The organism is Gracilibacillus kekensis (genome assembly GCF_900143085.1).
Taxonomy (GTDB): Bacteria; Bacillota; Bacilli; order Bacillales; family Amphibacillaceae; genus Gracilibacillus; species Gracilibacillus kekensis.
Window position 1 is genome coordinate 1 of the sequence record NZ_FRCZ01000009.1, and the last position, 17753, is coordinate 17753.

General features: G+C 35.5%; 19 protein-coding genes. 6 read left to right on the forward strand and 13 right to left on the reverse strand.

Features of this window, described 5'->3' with window-relative positions; all coding sequences use genetic code 11:
* The coding region (locus tag BUC25_RS17200) for a helix-turn-helix domain-containing protein (RefSeq protein WP_139251858.1) at window positions 1-230 on the reverse strand (230 nt) is incomplete at its 3' end.
* A 440-nt stretch (window positions 231-670) separates the two neighbouring features.
* On the reverse strand, window positions 671-832 hold the full coding sequence (locus BUC25_RS19920; RefSeq protein WP_483188993.1) for a DUF2798 domain-containing protein: 162 nt from the start codon (window positions 830-832) through the stop codon (window positions 671-673).
* Window positions 833-1272: 440 nt separating this feature from the next.
* Here BUC25_RS19920 and BUC25_RS19635 point away from each other — a divergent pair, with 440 nt between their 5' ends.
* Entirely contained in the window at window positions 1273-1527 is a 255-nt protein-coding gene (locus tag BUC25_RS19635) for a tyrosine-type recombinase/integrase (RefSeq protein ID WP_244535210.1), read from the forward strand.
* Window positions 1528-1645: 118 nt separating this feature from the next.
* Here BUC25_RS19635 and groL read toward each other — a convergent pair whose 3' ends face one another.
* The 5 genes from groL to BUC25_RS17240 all read right to left on the reverse strand — a co-directional run bounded on the left by groL (window position 1646) and on the right by BUC25_RS17240 (window position 7243).
* Entirely contained in the window at window positions 1646-3283 is a 1638-nt protein-coding gene (gene groL, locus BUC25_RS17220; RefSeq protein ID WP_073203119.1) for a chaperonin GroEL, read from the reverse strand.
* A 64-nt stretch (window positions 3284-3347) separates the two neighbouring features.
* The gene (gene groES, locus BUC25_RS17225; protein WP_058306250.1) at window positions 3348-3632 is read right to left on the reverse strand and encodes a co-chaperone GroES; all 285 of its coding nucleotides are present in this window, start codon (window positions 3630-3632) and stop codon (window positions 3348-3350) included.
* A gap of 619 nt (window positions 3633-4251) precedes the next feature.
* A complete protein-coding gene (nagE, locus tag BUC25_RS17230; RefSeq protein ID WP_073203198.1) occupies window positions 4252-5703 on the reverse strand; it encodes an N-acetylglucosamine-specific PTS transporter subunit IIBC in 1452 nt (483 codons plus the stop codon).
* A 190-nt stretch (window positions 5704-5893) separates the two neighbouring features.
* Complete coding sequence (locus BUC25_RS17235) at window positions 5894-6721, reverse strand: PRD domain-containing protein (protein ID WP_073203120.1); 828 nt, start codon at window positions 6719-6721, stop codon at window positions 5894-5896.
* Between the two features lie 36 nt (window positions 6722-6757).
* Entirely contained in the window at window positions 6758-7243 is a 486-nt protein-coding gene (locus BUC25_RS17240; protein WP_073203199.1) for a PTS sugar transporter subunit IIA, read from the reverse strand.
* 375 nt (window positions 7244-7618) lie between these two features.
* Between BUC25_RS17240 and nagA the strand changes: the two genes are divergently transcribed.
* From nagA to BUC25_RS17265, 5 genes are all read left to right on the forward strand, one after another.
* Entirely contained in the window at window positions 7619-8824 is a 1206-nt protein-coding gene (gene nagA / locus BUC25_RS17245; RefSeq protein ID WP_073203121.1) for an N-acetylglucosamine-6-phosphate deacetylase, read from the forward strand.
* The gene (gene nagB, locus BUC25_RS17250) at window positions 8805-9539 is read left to right on the forward strand and encodes a glucosamine-6-phosphate deaminase (RefSeq protein ID WP_073203122.1); all 735 of its coding nucleotides are present in this window, start codon (window positions 8805-8807) and stop codon (window positions 9537-9539) included. Before nagA ends, nagB begins: the two co-directional genes overlap by 20 nt.
* 73 nt (window positions 9540-9612) lie before the next feature.
* Window positions 9613-10335: a GntR family transcriptional regulator gene (locus tag BUC25_RS17255; RefSeq protein WP_073203123.1), complete on the forward strand. Its 723-nt coding sequence runs from the start codon at window positions 9613-9615 to the stop codon at window positions 10333-10335.
* A gap of 7 nt (window positions 10336-10342) precedes the next feature.
* A complete protein-coding gene (gene murQ / locus BUC25_RS17260) occupies window positions 10343-11254 on the forward strand; it encodes an N-acetylmuramic acid 6-phosphate etherase (RefSeq protein ID WP_280174068.1) in 912 nt (303 codons plus the stop codon).
* Window positions 11255-11336: 82 nt separating this feature from the next.
* Entirely contained in the window at window positions 11337-12236 is a 900-nt protein-coding gene (locus BUC25_RS17265) for a Gfo/Idh/MocA family protein (RefSeq protein WP_073203124.1), read from the forward strand.
* A gap of 177 nt (window positions 12237-12413) precedes the next feature.
* Here the strand turns inward: BUC25_RS17265 and BUC25_RS17270 are convergent, their stop codons facing one another.
* The 6 genes from BUC25_RS17270 to BUC25_RS17295 form a co-directional block, all read right to left on the reverse strand.
* Complete coding sequence (locus BUC25_RS17270; RefSeq protein WP_073203125.1) at window positions 12414-12977, reverse strand: DUF624 domain-containing protein; 564 nt, start codon at window positions 12975-12977, stop codon at window positions 12414-12416.
* A 29-nt stretch (window positions 12978-13006) separates the two neighbouring features.
* Entirely contained in the window at window positions 13007-13879 is an 873-nt protein-coding gene (locus tag BUC25_RS17275) for a sugar phosphate isomerase/epimerase family protein (RefSeq protein WP_073203126.1), read from the reverse strand.
* A gap of 1 nt (window position 13880) precedes the next feature.
* Window positions 13881-14738 carry a sugar phosphate isomerase/epimerase family protein gene (locus BUC25_RS17280; RefSeq protein ID WP_073203127.1) on the reverse strand — a complete coding sequence of 286 codons (858 nt, stop codon included), beginning with the start codon at window positions 14736-14738 and terminating at the stop codon, window positions 13881-13883.
* A gap of 20 nt (window positions 14739-14758) precedes the next feature.
* Complete coding sequence (locus BUC25_RS17285; protein WP_073203128.1) at window positions 14759-15817, reverse strand: Gfo/Idh/MocA family protein; 1059 nt, start codon at window positions 15815-15817, stop codon at window positions 14759-14761.
* Window positions 15818-15885: 68 nt separating this feature from the next.
* Window positions 15886-16701: a carbohydrate ABC transporter permease gene (locus BUC25_RS17290; protein ID WP_244535211.1), complete on the reverse strand. Its 816-nt coding sequence runs from the start codon at window positions 16699-16701 to the stop codon at window positions 15886-15888.
* 62 nt (window positions 16702-16763) lie between these two features.
* Window positions 16764-17654, reverse strand: coding sequence for a carbohydrate ABC transporter permease (locus tag BUC25_RS17295; protein WP_073203130.1), 891 nt, complete (start codon window positions 17652-17654; stop codon window positions 16764-16766).
* Window positions 17655-17753 lie beyond the last annotated feature (99 nt).

The window sequence follows — 17753 nt, forward strand, 5'->3', positions numbered from 1 at the left end:
AGTTCTGTGGACCATTTTCCGACACGGCCGCAATTTAACCGACGTTCGTTATATTTCTCTTGAGCATATTCAGATTTATAGGATGCTTTTTGTGAATTACGCTTTAACTCTCTTGAAATGGTAGACGGCGAACGCTGAAGTTTTTCAGCGATGGTACGAATAGGTTTACCTTGTTCATATAGCGTTTCTATACGTGCTCGTTCAAATGTGGTAAGATGACTGTAGCTCATAACAGACCTCCGTGTATGTGTTTGTGTGGTTACTTACATTTTACACGAAGTCGTTATGGGCTGTTTTATTTTAGCCACATTTTTAGGTGTTGCACTTAATATTACAATTCGTCATTTAAAAAAACATTCGCAATAATACTAAATAATATCATGGAAATAATGACACCTGCAATAAAGTAACCGATAATTCTGATAGGTCAAGGGAGACGTCCACCTTTATAAGCCGGAGATCCTTCGATTTTCGGTTGATGATCAATGGCGTCGTTAAACGGTTTATCTGGCTCATCATTGTTATTACTCATATTGCTCGTTCCCATTTTTCAATATAAACGGGAAATTCATCTAATAAAATATCAGCCGACCGGTTTTTGAAAATCGATCGACAATGTGTTTATACTTTTATGAAATGTAAATACTAGGCACACTCAGGAATTACGCGCCTAACTAACATGTAACCTTTTCATGGCAAACCTTGCAGCAGGCTGTGCGATTAATAACTCTATCCAAAATGCAATACAAAAGTTTCTCGGCCAGCTGTAAAAGAAATTCTGGATCGTTTCTAGGCTTACTTCTCTGGTACCTACCCTGGAACCAATCACCATGAGTAATATTTAAAGGATTGTTACACTGAACAGAATATGAAATAATATTCTCGCATAAAATCCATCTGTTTCTCCAACGAATTTCTTTAGCAAACTGTTTGTAATAGGCTCCGCTACCTGTGTCACCAATATTACCACGATAATCCACATAAATGGAATAACCTTTAACGTGTAGAGGTAAACCTCTTTGCTAAAGCCAAATTCCAACCCCATAATAAGTGGTGCAATATATAATCCTAAAAGCAATATAAAAAAATATCAACTAGTCTCACCAAAAACAAAAAATCGTATCGTAAAATTATTGTTGATAACGATGTCCTCGATGAACTTAAGAAACATAAAACAGTACAAAATAACATTAAAATGAGATACCGCGACTCTTATCACGAAAAGGGTTTATCTTTGCTTCTAATAACTATCATCCTGGCTATCCAATTTATATCAAAAAAGTACAATTACGTAGGAAAAGATTATTGAAGCTTGCTGGCTCAAATGAAAATTTAACTCCACACTCTTTACGACATACACACACTTCTTTACTTGCAGAAGCAAAAGTTAGCTTAGAGCAGATCATGGACCGTTTGGGGCACACTGACGATCATACGACTAGAAACATATATTTACACGTTACCAAAGAATTAAAAAAAGACGCTTCCCAGAAATTTGGTCTATTAATGCGGAGTTTACAAAAGTAATAGCACCTGTCATAAAGACAGGTGCTATTACTTTTTATTACACTATGTTAGCAAAATGTTTGCATTTGACTCTCACGTTACTCAAAAAACCACTCATATCAAGGGTTTGGGGGCGATATTACATCATGCCGCCCATTCCAGGCATTCCGCCGCCCATTCCACTCATTTCAGGAGCAGCTCCACCTTCTTCTGGTAGATCAGCTACAACAGCTTCCGTAGTTAAGAACATTGCCGCTACAGATGCTGCGTTTTGTAGTGCAGAACGAGTAACTTTTGTTGGGTCTACAATACCTGCATCGATCATGTTTACCCATTCGCCAGTTGCTGCGTTGAAACCAATACCTACTTTTTCACCTTTTAGACGTTCTACAATGATAGAACCTTCAAGACCAGCGTTAGCTGCGATTTGACGTACAGGCTCTTCTAGTGCACGAAGAACAATGTTTACACCAGTTGCTTCGTCATCTTCAAGGTTTAAGCCTTGTACTTGTTTGTATACGTTTAGTAGTGCAGTACCACCACCAGAAACAATTCCTTCTTGAACTGCTGCACGAGTTGAGTTTAATGCATCCTCAATACGTAATTTGCGTTCTTTTAATTCTGTTTCAGTTGCAGCACCAACTTTGACTACTGCTACACCACCAGCTAACTTAGCAAGGCGTTCTTGTAATTTTTCTTTATCGAATTCAGAAGTTGTTTCTTCTGCTTGTGCACGGATTTGAGCTACACGAGAAGAAATTTGTTCTGGATTACCAGATCCTTCAACGATTGTAGTGTCTTCTTTTGTTACAACGATCTTAGAAGCACGACCTAGTTGCTCAATGCTAGTGTTTTTAAGCTCTAATCCGAGATCTTCTGTGATTACTTCTGCACCTGTTAATGTTGCAATATCTTCTAGCATCGCTTTACGACGGTCACCGAATCCAGGTGCTTTAACAGCTACTGCATTAAATGTTCCACGTAATTTGTTTACTACAAGTGTAGCAAGTGCTTCACCTTCTACATCTTCTGCGATTAATAGAAGTGGTTTACCTTGTTGTACCACTTGCTCAAGAACTGGTAATACTTCTTGGATATTGTTGATTTTCTTATCTGTAATTAGAATGTATGGATCTTCAAGTTCTGCTTCCATTTTGTCCTGGTCTGTTACCATGTATGGAGAAGCATATCCACGATCAAATTGCATACCTTCTACAACTTCTAATTCCGTGTTGAATCCTTTAGATTCTTCGATTGTGATAACACCATCGTTACCAACACGTTCCATAGCCTCAGCGATTAATTGACCAACTTCTTTATCTCCTGAAGAAATGGAAGCTACTTGTGCAATCGAATCTTTTCCTTCGATTGGTTTAGAAACTTTACGAAGTTCTTCTGTAGCAATTTCTACTGCTTTTTCGATTCCACGACGTACGCCAACTGGATTTGCACCAGATGCAACGTTTTTAAGACCTTCTTGAATCATTGCTTGAGCAAGAACCGTTGCTGTAGTTGTACCGTCACCCGCTACATCATTTGTTTGAGATGCTACTTCAGATACTAGTTGTGCACCCATGTTTTCGAATTTGTCTTCTAATTCAATTTCTTTAGCGATTGTTACACCATCGTTTGTGATTAGTGGTGAACCATATTTTTTATCTAATACAACGTTACGACCTTTTGGCCCTAATGTTACTTTTACTGCATTTGCAAGAGTATCTACCCCGCGAAGCATTGCGCGGCGTGCGTCTTCACTAAATTTTAGTTCTTTAGCCATTGTTAAAAAACCTCCTTAAAATTATCAAAAAATATGTTATCTATCGTTCATTTCTTCGTTTTGCTTAGCTTACTACTGCAAGAATGTCACTTTCACGAAGAATTAAGTATTCTTTTCCATCGTATTTAACTTCTGTACCAGCAAATTTTGAGTAAATGATAATGTTTCCTTCTTCTACCTCTAGTGCAATTTTTTCTCCGTTGTCTGTTACACGTCCAGAACCAACAGCTACAACTTTACCCTCTTGTGGTTTTTCCTTCGCAGAATCTGGAAGAACAATTCCACTCGCTGTTTTTTCTTCTTGCTCTACAAGCTCAATAATGACACGATCACCTAATGGTTTTAGCATCTCTTTCGTTACCTCCTTGAATTTCTCATTCATTATTTTTTGATTGTTAGCACTCTTCATCAATGAGTGCTAACACAATTCTTATAATAATGAAATCTGAATTTTTTTGCAAGTATTTTAATAGTAATTCGGCAAATTTTTTTCTACTATCGCAAAACACCCACATACTTCTATGTGTAGACGAACTGGTTCAATTTTATTCTAAATATATGTTAAAATTCAGAATACTTTAATATCGGTCCAAAATATACGAATTATATCAAAAGATCTGGAATGTACTTGCAGCAGAAACCAACTTTTTCATTAAGAAATGTTTATCAAGAAATAAATTTTTCCGTTTTATTAAATTGACTATCAAATAGGTCTGCATAGAGGTGATTTGTACCTACCCACTACTAGCGAGCTGCAGATGGGTCACTTTTAAAATATTGATTACAAACTGTCCGCACTTTAAAATATTTAGATAGTTTCAACTCATTTATAAAAAAAGATTAAAACTTCCATAAAGGTGCTATATTAAATCCTTATGCTTTTTGGTGAAGTTTCTCTGCAAATAAAAAAGGCTATCTAATGAAAGTTACATTTACGTAACTTTCCCAGACAACCTCATCTTGATATATTATTTAGCTCTTATTTTTTTTATTTCATCCGCAACAAATTGCACCTGTGTACCTATAATAACTTGTATACTATTTTTTCCAACTACTTTTATTCCTGGAACACCTGTATTTTTAATGCGCTGTTGATCGACTGCATCAATATCTTCCACATCTAAACGTAAACGCGTCACACAATTGTCAACCGTGATTACGTTTTGATCCCCACCTAAGCCTGCATAAATCTCTTTAGCCATCACCGAAATGTCATCATCCGCAGAAGTACTTGATGTCACTATTCCTTCTTCCGTATCGTCTTCACGACCAGGTGTCTTTAAATTAAATTTCACTATTAAGAAGCGGAATAATACATAATAAATCACTGCGACAACAACACCTTGGACCAATAACATATATGGCATATTTGCTAAAGGTAGTCGTGAGCTTAAAACAAAGTCAACGAAACCGGCACTAAAACCAAATCCTGCTGTCCAATCAAACATTGCCGCCACAGCTAATGATAAACCTGTTAATGCTGCGTGTACAACGTATAAGGCTGGCGCTAAAAACATGAAAGAGAATTCTAATGGTTCTGTTACACCAGTAAAGAAGGAAGCGAATGCTGCAGCCATTAAAAGTGATGCAGCTGTTTTCTTTTTCTTCGTTTTCGCTGTATGGTACATCGCTAATGCTGCTGCTGGTAATCCAAACATCATCACAGGGAAGAAACCTGCTTGATACATACCAGTTAAACCTTTCTCACCTTCACCAGACCAGAAATTCGCAATATCATTAATTCCTGCCACATCAAACCAGAATACAGAGTTTAATGCGTGATGTAAGCCTGTAGGAATTAATAATCTATTAAAGAAGCCATATAAACCAGCACCAACTGCATCTAAATCAATAATTGCTTTACCAAAGTTAACTAATCCTGAGTAGATGAAGGGCCAGACAAAAAATAAAATAGCTGAGATCACCAAACTGGCTACAGCTGTCATGATCGGCACAAGACGTTTACCACTAAAAAATGCCAATGCATCTGGTAACTTTACATGACTAAATCGATTATACATAACTGAAGCTATAATTCCTGAAATGATCCCTACAAATTGATTTTCAATACTTCCAAATGCAGCATTCACACTACCTTCCTCTACTCCTTGTAGTAGAGATACTGAACCTGTAGACAATAAGGTAGTAATAACGAGATAAGCAACAAGACCACTTAAGGCGGCCGACCCATCTTTATCTTTCGACATTCCAAATGCAACACCTACTGCAAACAGAATAGACATACTTTGACCAGATACAATTGATTCACCAGCTTTTATTAGAAAAGCTGCAACTACATTCGCTTCCCCCCAGCCACTCGGATCCATCCAGTAACCAAGACCCATTAATATTGCTGCTGCCGGCAGAACTGCAACCGGTAACATTAATGATCTACCGATATTTTGAAGGTATTTCATTATCATTATAACGTCCTCCTTAAAGTATTTATAATAGTTTTTATTATTTCATTATTCTTACAGACAATATTTATTGTGTTAAAAAATTGCGATTTTCAAAAGAAATCAGACTATTGAACAAAAGATAATAATAATTTCATGTCATCATAGGTAAAAGCTATGATCTAAATTCACCTTGCCTATAGAGTACTAATTAACACTTTTTTAATCTTTCAATGTGAAGTGTGATATATCCTAGTTCAGATGGTGGAAATTGAATACCATATTTACTTGTTATGCCTTCTGTTACTTTTAATGTCAAATTGTAAGAAGTTGAAAATTTGTTTTTAATCACCCTAAACATTTCTTCATCCATTTCATGCAATTCATATTGGTTGACACGAGATAAAGTAAAATGCAAATGAGTCACCAATCTTTGATAAGAAATATCGTCCTCCTTAATGTTCATATTCATTTCTTCTAACAAAAACAGCATCATTTCTCTTACAATAGCTGTATGTCTGATTGTTTGGCGATAATCACCTCCTTGAAGTTTCATCGTGTGAATATGTAGCGCAATATGAGCAGCTTCATCTATTGGAACATCAATATTATATTCTTCCCTTATATGTTGTACTGCCCATACACCAATGTCATACTCATTTCTATACAAAATTTTTATTTCATTTAGCAATTTATTAGGTAAATGTATTCCCTCTTGAATTCGCTCTATCGCAAATGAGACATGATCGCTTAAAACAATATGAATATGTTCGCTTAACTTCGTTCCCAAATAATGTTCAGCGTAGGAAATGATTTCTTCTGAAATTAAAAAATGTTCTTCCGGTATTCGACTAAGGAGCTGTTGAAGCTTTATATTTTCTTTCATTACGAATAACTTTTCTATTTTGTTAGTATTGATCAAGTCATTTTTTCGTTTTCCGAAGGCAATTCCGTTTCCAATAGCAACCTTTTCTTTATCTTGATCAAGAACTAGTACAGCATTATTATTAAAGATTTTTTTTAATTTCACTTCTATCATCTCCTTTCTGATTATTCTATTGGTAGAAAGTACTAATCATGTTATAGTAATAACTATTGACTCTCCTGCCACACATGCCTTTTCTTCCGCAATGTCATACGTTTTATCACTATTGTTACTGTTTGTAATCACCATTGGAGTTACAATATCATCTGCATTATTCTTGATGTAATCTAAATCCACGTCCATTAAAGGATCACCTATATTGACTTGATCGCCTTCTTTTACTATAGGTTGAAAACCTTGTCCTTTTAGGGCAACCGTCTCTAATCCAACATGAATAAGAATTTCTATACCTTCGGAAGTCTGTAATCCTATCGCATGCTTACTAGCTGGAATTTGTACAATAGTTCCTCCAATTGGCGCTAAAATTTTTCCGTCTTCAGGAATAATCGCAATCCCCTCCCCCATCATTTTTTGACTAAATACAGGGTCAGAAACGTTCTCAAGTAATATTAATCGTCCAGAAAGTGGAGCTACTAGTTCCACTTTATTTTGCTTTTTAAGAAATTTTTTAAACATAAACATTTTCCTTTCTTTACATTTTGCATTAAAAAAGACATGGAGAATGAACAAGGTTCTAGGCACCTTCTCATTTCTCCATGCCTAATCTTATTAGTAACATGAGAGTCTATATTTTTTTGTCTAATTATTAAATCTTTTTTATATATTAACACAAACAGGTTCGGTTGTCTATACTGATCAACAATATTAGAAATAAAGAAATAGCTCATTAAATAAATGCATTATACTCCATTTATTATAATATATATGCGCTATTTCAATAAAAATCGATTTATCAATCAAGTCTATCCCAATTGGTTTTAAAGGTATAGACAACCATATATATAAGTGTTATTCTATTTCTATCGATATTATAAGAAGGTGTGATTACAGTTGGATAAACAATCGATTTTAATCAAAAATATTCAGATCTATGCTAAAGATAATCATATAGATAACGGATTTATTAAAATCAAAAATCAACAGATCGAAGACATCAACACAATGGAGAATCTCGAAAATAATGATGAGGATCATATCATCGAATTCCAACATATTGAAGCGAAAGCTATACCAGGATTAATTGATGTTCATATTCATGGAGCAAATGGGGCAGATGTTATGGATGGTACAGAGGAAGCATTGCATACTATGTCTAAAACATTACCTCAAGAAGGAACCACATCTTTCTTAGCGACCACTATGACCCAAAGTGAAGAAAGCATTGGTAAAGCCCTTCAAAATATCGCATCATATAAAGATAAACAACCCTATAATGAAGCAGAAATTTTGGGTATTCACTTAGAAGGGCCATTTATTAATAAAGAGCGAAAGGGAGCACAACCAGAAGAGCATATTAAAGCACCTAATATTAAACTTTTCGAAAAATGGAATAAGCTAGCTAAAAATTATATCAAATTGGTCACACTCGCACCAGAAGTAGAAGGTGGTTTGGAACTCACTAAACATTTAGCCACAAAAGGAATTATTGCGTCTGCTGGTCATACAGATGCTACTGCTGAAGATATTTCGATTGCTATTGACCATGGCTTGTCACATATTACACACTTATACAACCAAATGCGCGGCTTTCACCATCGTGAACCTGGTGTTGTCGGATCTGCTTGGACACAAAATAAACTAATCGTTGAATTGATAGCTGACGGTATTCATTCTGCACCAGATGCTGTAAAAACAGCTTATCATTTAAAAGGAAAAGATAATTTACTATTAATTACCGATGCAATGAGAGCAAAATGTTTACAAGATGGTGAGTATGATTTAGGTGGCCAAAAAGTATTTGTCAATAATCAAAAAGCAACACTACAAGACGGCACACTTGCTGGAAGCACACTTAAATTAGGAAATGCTTTAAAAAATATGATGGAGTTTAGTGAGTGTTCTTTAGAAGATGCAATTATGATGGGATCTTCCAATGCCGCAAAAGAATTAGGAGTAGACAATCGAAAAGGTGCCATAGGGATCGGGAAAGATGCAGATATTGTCTTATTAGATGAAAATAATGACATCCTTCTTACTATTTGTCGAGGGGAAATTGTATACGAAAGGAAACATTCAAATGAAACTTATTCGAACTAAAAATTACCAAGAGATGAGTAAAGAAGCTGCAAGATTTATCAATAAGAGAGTCCATGCAAATCCAGCATTAACATTAGGATTAGCAACAGGAGGTACCCCCATACAAACCTATGAAAATTTAGCAAAAGATTATCAACAAAACGAGACATCTTATCAACAAATTACCACTTTTAATTTAGATGAGTATATCGGTTTACCGGAAACGGATCCTAATAGTTATCATTTTTACATGCAAAAACACCTCTTTAGTAAAATTAATATTCCAAACGAGCAAACTTTTATCCCCAATGGACAATCTGACAACCTGGCGGAAGAATGTATAGCGTACGAAGATCTCATTAAAAAGCATGGAGGGATTGATCTTCAAATATTAGGATTAGGGCACAATGGGCATATTGGTTTTAATGAACCAGGCACTTCTTTTGAGCAACGCACTCACATTGTGAAATTAGCTGAATCAACTATCAACGCAAATGCTCGCTTTTTTGATACCATGCAAGAGGTGCCTAAAAAAGCTATTACAATGGGCATAAGCACTATTATGGAAAGTAAGGAAATATTATTGTTAGTAACGGGAAAAGAAAAATACAATGCATTAACTAAGCTTTTACACGGGGAAATAGACCCTTCTTTCCCAGCCTCCATCTTAAATGAACATAATAATTTAACAGTTATTGCTACTGAAGATGCTATAATAAGTAATAAGATTTCATAAACAATCGAAGTAATTTATCAATGTAAAATAATTAGAAAGAAACACCATGATCTATTGGAAAGGAGAAAGCAAAATGATTGATAAACAATCACCCATTCCCATTTACCATCAACTAGAAGAACAGATAAAAGCGAGAATTGAAAATGGTGAATTGTTACCTGGCGATTTATTACCTTCTGAAAGAGAATATGCAGAACAGTTGAATATTAGTAGAATGACAGTCCGACAAGCAATAACCAATCTTGTAAATGATCGCTATCTTCATCGCATTAAAGGTAAAGGTACCTTTATTACTGAAAAGAAATTTGAACAAAGTCTTAATGGTCTAACAAGTTTTACCGAAGATATGAAATCTCGTGGGATGGAGCCAAGTAATAAACTAATTAATTTTGAAATTATTCCTGCTAAATTAAGTTTAGCTGAACAACTCAATATTCCTGAACACACGCCTGTATATGAAATTAAACGAGTTCGGTTAGCAGAAGGGATACCAATGGCATTTGAGAGAACTTACATTTCCGCCAACCTTATAAAAGGCGTAACAGATGATATTGTAAAATCTTCTTTATATCACTATATTGAATCTGGTCTTGGTTTAAAATTAGGTAGGGCTACTCAAATATTTGAAGCAACAATTGCTAATCAAGAAGAGATCGAATTTCTTGAAATCCCTGAAAACTCACCTGTTTTGTTTATGAAGCGACTAACTAAATTAGAAAATGGTTCACCTTTTGAGGTTGTCAAGTCCTCTTATCGAGCTGATCGGTATAAATTTATGCTTGACCTAGAACGTTAAGAAAGAGTTGATAATTACGATGGATAGAAAAATTACTGAAGAGACTAACAAAAACACTTTAAAAATAGATGAAATGAATGCACTGGAAATGGTACATTTGATGGCAGAGCAGGATCACGAAATCCAATCAGGCATAAAAAATGCACTACCTTATATCGCCGATTCGATAGATTTAATTGTTGATAAATGGCAACAAGGTGGTAGAGTATTTGTTGTCGGTGCTGGTACGAGTGGACGTATTGGAGTGCTAGATGCAGTGGAGTTAGGGCCAACCTTTTCGATTGAACCTGAACGCTGGATTGCTCTTGTAGCTGGTGGAAAAAATGCAATGTGGGAGCCTTTAGAACAACATGAAGATAGTTCCTCAGATGCTATTAAAGAGTTAGAAAAATATCATTTCAATCATCATGATGTTCTAATTGCTATAAGCGCGAGTGGTTCTACTCCGTATTCTGTTGCAGCCTTAGAATACGTACAAGAAGTAAGCGCATCTTCTATTTCAATAAGTTGCAACCATCAAACGATATCAACTAGGTTAAGTAATGTGGGCATCGAATTGATAGTTGGCCCTGAAATCATTAGAGGTTCCACCCGATTAAAGGCTGGTACAGCTCAAAAAATGGTACTTAATATGATTTCGACCGGTTCTATGATCAAACTTGGAAAAGTGTACCAAAATGAGATGGTGGATGTACAGCTTATCAATAAAAAATTAGTTGAACGTGCTGAAACAATGCTTATTCAATTAACAAATCATTCAGAAGCAGAAGTACAGCAATTAATGACGGAAACAAATAATGATATTAAGCTCTCCTTAATAATAGCAAAAGCTAACTGCGATATTACAGATGCTAGAAAGTACTTATCAAAAGCAAATGGTCACGTTAAAAAGGCCATTGAATTCGCAACAAATCGTTAAAACAGTGTGGAAGTTATATACCTTCCACACTTTCTTTATCAACCAAAAAAAATTTTCCAAAATGATAAGGTGAGGGGATGTCATGAAAATTGGTATGATTGGAATTGGTGATATTGCAAAAAAAGCTTATCTACCGATACTTACACAAATAAAAGATGTCGAACTACATGTTTGTACACGAAACAGCAATGTGTTAAAAGTATTAAAAAGTACCCATCCACATATTAATACGTACCAAAGCACCCAAGAATTAATTCATAGTAATATTAAGGCAGCATTTGTCCATTCTAGTACCTCTTCACATGAGTCGATTGTAAATGAATTACTTGAAGCAGGTATTCACATTTATGTAGATAAACCTGTTACCTATGATGGATTTTCCACAGAGAACCTTATTAATAAAGCACGGGAAAAAAATCTAGTTCTAATGGTCGGCTTTAATAGGAGATACGCTCCCACCTATCAAAAATTAAAAGATATAGAGCAACCTAACATGGTCATTATGCAAAAAAACAGAGCGAATTTGGCTACCGATGCTCGACGTTTTATTTTTGATGATTTTATACACGTGATCGATACTTTATTACACCTATTTCCCTACACGCTTGAGCATGTTCACATTCGAGGTAAACATACTAATATGAAATTAGAGCATATTGTATTGCATTTAGAAGCTAAAGAAGGAACCGCTATAGGTGTGATGAACAGAGAAGCTGGAACTACTAATGAAAGTGTGGAAGTTTTTACCGAAAGGGAAATTCTTAGAGTAGCAAATGTTAGTGAGATGACATGTGAAAGCAAAAATAATACATTAAAATATGGTCAAGATAATTGGGAATCGACGCTTCACAAAAGAGGTTTTCACAATATTATTAAAGCGTTTCTTGATGCAGTTAAAGAAGAGAATATCGATCCACTAGTATATGACAAGGATTTAAAAACTCATCAACTTGCGGAAAAATTAGTACTCGAATTAAAGTGATTCCCTTATGTACATGTACATTAAAAATTCCTTTTTCACCTTCATTAATTTGTAACCTTAAACAATCGTAAGTTCTTTTCCAGTTTTTTCACTATCAATTAGTTCTCCAGCTTTTCGACGATCCTGCCCTAATGTAAAAACTGTTTTTCCTGAAGTCTTAGCTGGAATATACTCTGCTTATTTTTGTGCAATGAATGTAACTGATTTGGCAGCAACACTAACACAAAAAAAGCTTGTGATTCCAGGGATAATCATAAAACTAACCCCTATCAAGAGAAAGATGCATAGATAACCTACATTTTTTTTGGGATTTAGACAGGCATGTGAAAAAGATTGTTTAATTTGTGTTAAAGTTGGTACTTCTAACTTAAAATAGTAAATAAAATGTATAATACACAACATTAATAAAACTATCATCGATGCAGCTCCAACCTTAATCAATTCTTGTGTATCAGGTAATATGAAAAGGTTAGTGCTAAGTAGAATAAGCATTATGATCCACATCAAAGCCGCTCGGTTCATGGGAATAAACACGTCACGGTATGCTTGCTTATATGCGTGAAAGATGGCCGATGTTGAAGTATCATGCTGATTGATAACCAAAAATAACGCATAAGTAGCTGGGAAAATACCAAAGATTATGAGTCCTGCTAATGTAAAAAGAACCCATAGCACTTGCGCATATGCATACAAAAAAATAAGCTGTACAACTCTAGCATATTGTTGAAATATTGTGTCCATTATAATTCACCATCACTTTATTATGTGCGTTATTTTGATCGTCGATTTTGCAAATATTGTACTGCCTGCTTTATATTTTCATAAGCATTCGTTCCAGCTTCGCGTTCTACGATCAAAGCACCATTATATCCAATATCCATAAGTGATTGAAAATATTGATCGAACGGTACGGAGCCTTTACCTAGTGCTGTCTCTCTGAATCCCGTTCCACTTTCCACCATTTCTGCGATGAAATCATGACACATCGGTTTGTACCCAAGTGCACCATATACATCACGAGGATCAACATCACCAAGCTTTTTACCATCCTTAACATGCGTATGCACTATATAATCTTTGAGCGTATAAACACCTTGAACAGGGTAATCACCTGTTACCATTACCATATTCCCAGGGTCAAAGTTGACAGATACACCATTCGTGGAGAGTTGATCCAAAAAAGTTTTAAGATGAGCAGCAGGCTCAGGCCCAGTTTCAACTGCAAAATGCGCATCTAAAGAGGTCGCAAATTTTCCAAGTTCGTCGCATGCTTCAAGCATCGCTTGATATACATCATTATCTTGTTGCGGAACAATACCAATATGTGTCGTAACTATTGGTGTACCAAGTTCAACAGCAAGCTCTAAAATTCGTTTAGATTTGTCAATTTTTTCTCTATTTACAGTTCGATCTTGGAATCCATGACCTTCTAAGTCTCCACATAATGCAGAGATAGTTAAGTTATTCTTATCCAAGGATTCCTTTAACCTTTTTTTCGTATCAGTGGTTATAATATCTGGATCCATTTCACCAGAAACAGCATATATTTGGACATTCTCAACTTTCAGCTCTCCAGCTAAATTCAATCCATTCCATAGTCCTTGTTGGAATCCATCTGTGATTACACCGATTGGATTATGCACTTTATCGAACCTCCTTGTTTATAATTGCATCTACATATTGAAGCCCTACTGCCGTACCATATTGACTATTTTCCATTCCTTCGAACTCAATCGATAGCCAACTGTCATAGTTACTTTCTAATATATTGTGAAGAATTTTCTTTATTGGCAAATCACCCTGACCAATAATAGAGCCTCTTATTCTCTTACCACCAGATGTTTGAATCCATCCGTCTTGGAGCTTATCGGCTTCCTCTCGAACATAGAAATCTTTAATGTGTACCATAGATGCATACGGCAAGCATTTCTTTACAGCTATATAAGTATCTTCATCCGCACAAACAAAATTACCAACGTCTAAAGTTAAACGGAAATTAGGATGGTTCACACGATCTATTAAAGCAATCACTCGATCACTACCTTGCAAATACAATCCATGATTCTCAATAGATGTTACGATGCCATAAGTTGTTGCATACTCCGTAATTTCTCGACATGCATCTGCAATGCGATCCAGGTCATTAATAAACGTTGTAATTGTGCCACCTGTTCTTGAAGCTGCATCATGACGCATATGCTTTGCTCCCAGCGCATTGGCAATATCTACATGCTTCTTCACTCTTTCGATTTCTGTTCGATATTGGTCTTCATCTTCTACCGCAAAATTGGCACCAATCGCGTAATTAGATATTTCCAAACCAGCTTTCTGTGCCTGTTGGTAAATCTCAGAAGCGGTATCTAAACTAACCTCGAATCCATGTGGTACAATTTCTACATGTGTGCCTTCATTTTCTTTGATCCACTCAAACATGCCGTCAACAGTTAATTCGTTAGACTTCAAAGCTTTTAATAGACTGTAAGAGCTTACCCCAATATCCATAACTGAATCCCTCCATACACCTAATATAAGGTTATTTCCCGACGCTTCTCAGCAGATTCATAAATTCCATTCAGTATTCTCATCATTTGTACACCATCTTCAACTGAACTAATCGGTTTTTGTCCTTTTTGACAGCAATGAACAAAATGTTTAATTTCCTCTGCAAATGCCTGTTCAACATCTAAATCCGATGTGTCAGTTTGTGGATAAATATTAAGCATCGTATCATACTGTTCTGTCATAAATTTCAATTCAGGTTCTATCTCTAACCCGCCTTTAGTACCATAAAGTTTTACAACCATTTCATCATTCGAAGTATGTAGTGTATAACTAACATCCACCATTAATGATGCTCCATTCTCAAAACGAATGATAGCATTTGCTAAGTCCTCAACACTATTTAAACTTGGATCATAATCCGCTGCTTTATAAAATGATACGTATTTAACGTTTGACCGATTCCCAAGATAATGGTACGTATTAGCACTAATCGAAACTGGTTTGGGTTTACCCATTAAGTACCAACATAAATCTATTACATGTACTCCTAGATCAATTAATGGGCCACCTCCAGATTTATCTTTATCAGCAAACCAGCCCCCAGGATTACCAGCTCGACGTAAAAAAGAGGCTTTGGCATAATAAAAATCACCGAACGTACCGCCGTCCACAAATTGTTTCATCATTTTTGCATTCGGATCAAAACGTCTAACAACTCCTACTTGTACTATTTTACCTTCTAACTCAGATACTTCTTGAATTCGTTCAGCTTCCTCCACACTAATAGCTAGTGGTTTTTCTATCAAAACATGTTTTTGAGCCCGTAGCGCAGTTATGGCAATGTCTGAATGGGTATAATTCCATGTACAAATACTCACTGCGTCTAATTTTTCTAACCGTAACATCTCTTCATAGTTTTCATAAACATTTGAAACACTATACACGTCGGCTACTTGCTTTGCACGTTCTATATTTTGATCACATATTGCATAAATTTCCACATCTGTAAGTTTAGTATAAGCAGAAAGATGCTCTTGCGAAATGGAACCTACACCTATAACTCCTACTTTTAGTTTCATACATACCCTCCTCATTAATTCATCTTTAGTAACTTTTAAGTTAATCTATTAACTTTAATTCTTACTAATCATCCTTTGACGGAACCTGCTACCATCCCTTTCATTATTTGCTCTTGGAAGAATACATACATGACGATAGTTGGTATAACAGCAATTGCCATTGCAGCCATCGTTAATGCATAATCTGTACTATATCCATCCGAAAAAATAGATAAGCTAAGTGGAAGAGTTTTTAAAGAAGTGTCATTAATAAATACAAGCGCAAATACATATTCATTCCAGTAACGTAGAAAAGCAAGAATAGCTACCGTTGACATAGCTGGAACTGACATTGGAAGCATCATTCGGAAGAAAACCCCCCAATAGCCTGATCCATCTATTACAGCGGCTTCATCTATTTCTTTTGGAATCGAAGACATATAAGCGGTTATTAAAAACACTGAAATTGGTAGTTCAAATGCTGTATAGGGCAGTATTAATGCCAAATATGTATTCAACATTCCCACCTCATTCATTATTGAAAACAACGGAACAAGAGTACTATGAATTGGAATGAGCATTCCAATCACAAATAACAACATGACTAAACCCTTTAACCGAAATGTAAATCGCGAAAGTACATATGCTGTCAGCGCTCCTAAAAACACCGTTAGAGCCGTACCTACTACTGTCACAATTGTAGAGTTTATCATAGCCGTTCCCATATCTGCTAATTCCCATGCTCTAGTAAAATTATCAAACGTCCACTCATTTGGTAGCGAATAAGGAAAGCGAAAGAATTCTTCGGTTGTTTTAAATGAACTGATTGCTAACCAATAAAGTGGATAAATCATTAATAAGGAAAACACTAGTAAAAATACCGTTTTTAAAAATTTAAATACCATATTTTTGATTCTTAAGACTGTATGAGAAGAAGCATGTTTTTTTGACACTATATGTTGTTCCATTATATGCCAATCCCTCCTTCATCTTTTCTTTTCATAATTACTTGACTGAAAAGAATCAAAACTAAGCTAACAATTACTATCATCGTCGATATAGCGGAACCAAATCCATATCGATAAATCACAAATGTATTATTATACATATACGTTGCTAATAGTTCTGTGGACTGTGCTGGTCCACCACCCGTCATTACAAATACCTGATCAAATGCTTTCAGACTACCCGAGATGCATAAAACCACTGCAACCTTAATTGTCGTCCACATCATGGGCAGTGTCACATAAATCAATTTTTTCAATCCATTTGCGCCATCAATTTTTGCAGCGTCCTCAATTTCATTAGGTACATTCTGAATAGCCGCTATAAAAATAATAAGATACGGTCCAATATAATTCCATATAATCGGGATTGCAACTGCATACATATTCACACTTCTATCTGACAGCCATGCGCGTGTCCATGTTTCTAGCCCCACTGTTTCTAAAAATGCATTCACTATTCCGAACTCAGGGTTATAAATGTACCCCCAAATCAGACCTACTACAACAGTAGAAATAACCATAGGTAAAAATACAGCTGAACGAACAAACTTTTGGAATAGTGACGTTTTCCGAAGCATTAGGGCAAGTATTAAAGCGATAGGAACCTGCCCAAAAACAGAAGCAGCCACAATAATCAAGTTGTTTTTCAATGCTCGCCAAAAAATCGGATCATTCACTACTTCCATATAGTTAGACCAACCTATGAAACTAGGTTCATTCATACCAGACCATTTAAAAAAACCATAGTAAGAAGACCAAATAATTGGTACTATTACGATAAATGTATAAAGTAAAAGAGTTGGTAGTAAAGTCAACGCCAACAAGTATTTTACTCTTAAAATGTTCTGCATAGTATCCTATCCCCCTTTTTTTCTTTACAAGCCCAAAACATGCTATTAACTGTGCATAAAATAAAAACAACTATCATTAATGACTATAATCCCCAGTGG